A 4,955-nucleotide genomic window follows, 5' to 3' on the forward strand; every position below is an offset into this window, starting at 1 on the left:
CAGGGCGATCCGGGGCTCAGCCGCTTCTATCTCAGCCTCGACGACGACCTGCTTCGCATCTTCGGGCCGGACACGCTGTTCGCCAAGATGATGCGCAACAACATCGAGGACGGCGAGGCGATCGGCAGCAAGTGGCTGACCAAAGCGATCGAGACCGCGCAGAAGAAGGTCGAGGCGCGCAATTACGATATCCGCAAGCAGGTGGTCGAATACGACGACGTGATGAACGACCAGCGCAAGGTCGTTTACGAACAGCGCGCCGACATCATGGATGCCGAGGCGGTCGACGAGATGGTCGCGGACATGCGCGCCGAGACCGTCAACGTCATCGTCGGCGCGGCCTGCCCGCCGAATTCCTATCCCGAGCAATGGGATATCGCGGGGATGAAGGAGAAGCTGGCCGAGACGCTCAACCTGGAGCCGCCGATCGACGAGTGGATGCAGGAAGAGGCGATCGACCCCGAGATCGTCGAGCAGCGGGTGCAGGCGGCGGCGGACGCCGCGGTCGAGGACAAGGCGAAGGACCTCGAGCCCGAAACCTGGCTATCGGTCGAGAAGTCGATCCTGCTCCAGAACCTCGACCATCACTGGAAGGAGCATCTGGCAACGCTCGATGCGCTGCGCCAGGTCGTCCACCTGCGCGCCTACGCGCAGAAGACGCCGATCAACGAGTACAAGCAGGAGGCGTTCAGCCTGTTTCAGCGGATGCTCGACACGATCCGCGAGGACGTCACCCGCACGATCGCGCACGCGCGCTTCCAGATGCAGGCGCCGGTGGACTTGCCCGAGCTGCCCGATTTCATCACGACCCACTTCGACCCGTTCACCGGCGAGGACAATTCGCGCGACATCGACGGCGGCACGCTGGGCTTGGTGCAAACGCGCCTGCCGCCGCTCCAGATCCCGCAGCCGCAGATGGCGGACATGGGCACCGATCCCGCCGAGTGGGAAGGCCGGGTCAGCCGCAATGAGCCGTGCCCGTGCGGATCGGGGCGCAAGTACAAGCACTGCCACGGCGCGGTGTGACGCGAAAAAGGCCGGGCCGCCCATCGGCGACCCGGCCCCGTGTTCACCTTGGCAAAAGCCTCAGCGGCGCTCCTGCCCTGGCAGCACCACGCTCGGCCCGATCGTATCCACCACAGCGCGCGCATTGAACGCGCGCAGATTGTCGCGCGGGATCGGTCCCTTGCGCATCACGACCTCGGCGGTCGCCTCGAACCGGTCGACGGTGCGGATGTCGAAGTCGTTGCCGAATCCGCCGTAACCGCCGAAGCCACCGAACCCGCCATAGCCGCCGTAGCCAAAGCCACCGCCGAACCGCCGCCAGCCGTAACCACGGCCGTAGAAGTTCCACGACGGACCCCAGGCGCCGCCGAATCCGCCATAGCCCAGGCCGATCCCGCCCGTGCTGTAGGTCCGCGTCTGCCGGTCGGTGTCCCGCTCGGCGGTGACGAAGTAATCGTAACCCTGCTGCAGCGTCAGCTCGGCGGCGCGGAACAGCAAGTAGCGCTCGACGGTGTCGCGCGACGTCACACTGTTGCCCGAAAAGCTGACGAGGAAGCGGCCGGGCTCGACCTGGCGATCGCTGTAGCCGGTCCGGCTGAAGCCCACGCCGGTGGCGGGACGGTAGGTGGTTTCGGTCGCGCAACCCGCGACCATCAGGGTGCTCGACGCCAGGGCGGCGAACACGGCCTTGCGACCAAGGTTCATCCCAAAGGATTTCATCATCTGTCTCCGTTCGCGGCACGTGCGGCGAAACGCCGTTGTTTTAAGCACTTGTAGCGGAACGTGCGATGAACGGGTTTGCTCCCGCGACCAGGCGATAACGCGAGTCAGTCCCCGATCAGGTGCAGCGCCAGCGTCCTTCGATGCGGGCGGCGACGATGTTCGAACAGGTACACGCCCTGCCACGTTCCCAGGACCAGCTGGCCGCCGGCGAGCGGAATCGAGAGCTGGACCTGGGTCAGCGCGGTGCGCAGATGCGCGGGCATGTCGTCCGGGCCCTCGTCGTCATGCGCATACGCGTCGCTCTCGGGCGCGATCCGCGCGAAATAATCCTCGATATCGCCGCGCACCGCGCGCGCCGCATTCTCCTGGATCAGCAGCGACGCCGAGGTATGGCGGCAGAAGATCGTCAGCAGTCCGGTGTCGATTTTCTGGGGAGCAACCCAGCGGACGACGCGATCGGTGACCTCGACCAAGCCTTGGCGCGAGGTATCGACGACGATCTGTCCGCTGGCCTGCCGCATGCACCGTAGAACGCCGCCGCCGCCGATCCGCTCCGTTACGACACGGCGACCGCAATCGCATCGACATAATCCGACGTCATGCCGCCGTCGAAGGTATTGCTCGCACTCTGGCGCATGACGATCGTGTGCCCGCTGTCGCCCGCCACCGCGGTGTAGGGCACCGCCGCCGCGCCGTTCCTGACCGGCACGAGATCGCCAACATCGGTGGCACCGTCCCGCAACGCGTCGAACTGCCGGGTAATGCCGCCGCCGACGAAGAAGCCGTCCTTGCTCTTGGCGATCGTGGCTCCGACCGCCACCGCGCCGCCGCTCGGCGTCGTGGTCGGAACCGGCCGCAGGATGCCGCGTGCGGTGCCGTCGTTAACGGTAAACACCTTGCTCATCGTCTTTACCGGCCCATAAGCGTTCGCCTCGGTGTTGAGGACGTTGAGTGCAGCGACACGGATTTCGATGTCGGTGGCGATCGACGGAACCGCGCGCAGGGTGATGTCGAAATTCCACTGGGTCGTTTGTCCGGCCAGCGCCGCATTGCCGTCCGCACCCGCCAGGATGCCCATCGGTCCCTGGAACCTTTCCGTCCAAAAACTGCCATCGCCTGCCGCATATTGCTTGTTGAAGGCGATGCCGACGTTGCCGTTCAGCTGCAACGTGGCGAGCCCCACCGGATCGCCTCCGGCTGACGATTGCACCTCCAGCAGCATGACATGCCCGACGCTCAGCCCATCGGTGCTCAGGCCTGCGGGCAAGTTCAGCGTGACGCGCAGCCGCAGGTCGGCGGCGGTCCCGCCCGATGCCGGGTCCTGCGTCGTCGTGCCGGTCACCACGAACCTGCGGCACGCCACCCCCGGCCGCGAGCGCAGCACGTCCTGCGATTGGACGGCAGTCAGGGCGGAGCTGTTGGCGGTCGCCGTCCACGCCGTCGCCGCATTGAACGCGACCAGATTGTTGGCCAGCGACAAGCCGCCCGCAAAGACATCGGCGGTGTCGAAGAACCCCGCGATCTTTGCGCCGAGCGCCAGGCCGTAAGCGCGTGCCGACAGCCGCTTGTTGGGGTGCAGCTGGTCGCTCGACTGCGCCGCATCGAGGAAGTCGACGACGCCGTTGGGCGAGAATTTGGTCAGTAGCGCGCCCGCGCGGCTGTCGATCCCCGCTTCGTAGCGCGCCATGCTGACCGGCTTCGACTGATAGGTCGTGACGCCGGTGCCCACCGTCTCCGCGATGATCCGCGCGTCCGGGCGTGCGGACCGCAACGCGCCCGCCACCGCATCGAACCGTGCCAGGATCGCGTCGCTGTCCGCGGCGGTGTTGCCGCCGATGTCGTTGGTGTCGTTGATCGGGTTCATGACGACATAGAGCCCCGCGCGCACCGATTTCAGCGGCTCGATCCGGTCGAGCAGGTGCGACAGCCGATCGCCGCCACGCGACTGCTTCATGCCGATGCTGGGCACGCCGCGGCACCCCGCGCCGATCCAGGCCCACAGTGCCAGGTCGATGTTGCTCGTCTGCGCGCCGTAGCTGTTGCCGCCGAACGCCAGCCGCTCGCTCAGCGCCAGCAGCCCGCCCGCTACTGCCGAGACGGTGACGCCCACCGCGGTGGTACGCGGTGAGTTGGTGGCACTCGCCAGCGTCTCGCTCAGCATTATCGTCGGCGAGCCCGCGGCGGCGAACGTCCCCGACAGCGTCGTGCCGGCGACGCTCAGCACCGTGCCGTCGCTCGACGTCGCGCTCAGCGCCGATCCCGCCGTGCGCCCGGTGATGCCGACACTTGTCGCACCGCCGGCCGCAAAGGCGGTGGACGACAGCCCGAGCGCGCCCAGCACGATCGCCGCCGCGCCATCGTCGTTGAGGATCGCGCCGGTCGACGAAACGCCGGCCAGCGGCACCGAGGCGCTAGCGGTGACCGTAAAACCTTCGTCCGGCTCGACCACGCTGTCACCCGCGACCGCGACGGCGACCGTCTTGCTCGTCTCTCCCGCAGCGAACGTCCCCGATCCCGACGGCAGCACCCCGTCGACGAAGTCGCTCGCGCTCGCCGGATTGGCGCCGCTGCCGGTAACGGCCCAGGTGAAGGGGATTGCCGTTGCCGATCCATTGCGGGTCAGCGCCAGCGTGAAGGTGAAGACGGTGGCACCGCTCGCGCCCTCCGCCCGCGCAATCGCAGAGCCGAAGGCGAGCGAAGGCAGCGTACCGCCGCCGCTGCCACCCGCCGTGCTGCCGGCGCCGATCGCCAGCCCCATGCCGATGCCCGCCATCAGTCGAGCACCTTGATGTCGGTCGCGGTGGTGCCGGTCGCGCGGATGTAGCGCGCGCGGATCGCCAGCATCGCATAGGCGGGCAAAGCGGCCAACGTCTCGTCGTGATCGTCGTCCATCCCGCGGACCACGATCGTGCCGCCGCTCGCGACGATCAGCGCGCGGCCGATGCGGGGCAGTTCGTTGGTGTCGTGCGGGGTGACGGTGAGTATGCGCGTCGCGGGCGCGGTGATCGCGCCGGCATAGGCGACGAAACGGTCTTCGCTCATGGCAGTCTCCTCGAGTGGCGAGGAGACGGCGAGTGCGCGGCGAAATCCAACAATTCTCCAACAATCGACGGCGATCTCGGAGGCTGCAGGCGGTCCGTCTAGCGGACGGTGGCTCCCCGAGTTGGATTCGAACCAACGACCAAGTGATTAACAGTCACCTACTCTACCGCTGAGCTATCGGGGAA

At 67.3% G+C, this 4,955-nt stretch carries 5 protein-coding genes and 1 tRNA gene; 1 reads left to right on the plus strand and 5 read right to left on the minus strand.

The window, feature by feature from the left end; translation table 11 throughout:
- On the plus strand, positions 1-1,026 hold a 1,026-nt coding region (locus tag ACE5C1_RS00550; protein ID WP_374942116.1), incomplete at its 5' end, for an SEC-C metal-binding domain-containing protein.
- Positions 1,027-1,086: 60 nt separating this feature from the next.
- On the opposite strand, the gene ACE5C1_RS00555 is transcribed toward ACE5C1_RS00550, so the two are convergent.
- The 5 genes from ACE5C1_RS00555 to ACE5C1_RS00575 form a co-directional block, all read right to left on the minus strand.
- Positions 1,087-1,728: a hypothetical protein gene (locus tag ACE5C1_RS00555; protein ID WP_374942117.1), complete on the minus strand. Its 642-nt coding sequence runs from the start codon at positions 1,726-1,728 to the stop codon at positions 1,087-1,089.
- A 104-nt stretch (positions 1,729-1,832) separates the two neighbouring features.
- Positions 1,833-2,249 carry a secondary thiamine-phosphate synthase enzyme YjbQ gene (locus ACE5C1_RS00560; RefSeq protein ID WP_374942118.1) on the minus strand — a complete coding sequence of 139 codons (417 nt, stop codon included), beginning with the start codon at positions 2,247-2,249 and terminating at the stop codon, positions 1,833-1,835.
- A 35-nt stretch (positions 2,250-2,284) separates the two neighbouring features.
- A complete protein-coding gene (locus ACE5C1_RS00565; RefSeq protein WP_374942119.1) occupies positions 2,285-4,501 on the minus strand; it encodes a hypothetical protein in 2,217 nt (738 codons plus the stop codon).
- Positions 4,501-4,770, minus strand: a complete 270-nt coding sequence (locus tag ACE5C1_RS00570; RefSeq protein ID WP_374942120.1) for a hypothetical protein — start codon at positions 4,768-4,770, stop codon at positions 4,501-4,503. Before ACE5C1_RS00570 ends, ACE5C1_RS00565 begins: the two co-directional genes overlap by 1 nt.
- Positions 4,771-4,879: 109 nt before the next feature.
- Positions 4,880-4,954 (minus strand) — tRNA-Asn (locus ACE5C1_RS00575).
- Position 4,955: the final 1 nt, after the last annotated feature.

Origin of the sequence: Sphingomonas sp., from assembly GCF_964263785.1 — a bacterium.
Lineage (GTDB): Bacteria > Pseudomonadota > Alphaproteobacteria > Sphingomonadales > Sphingomonadaceae > Sphingomonas.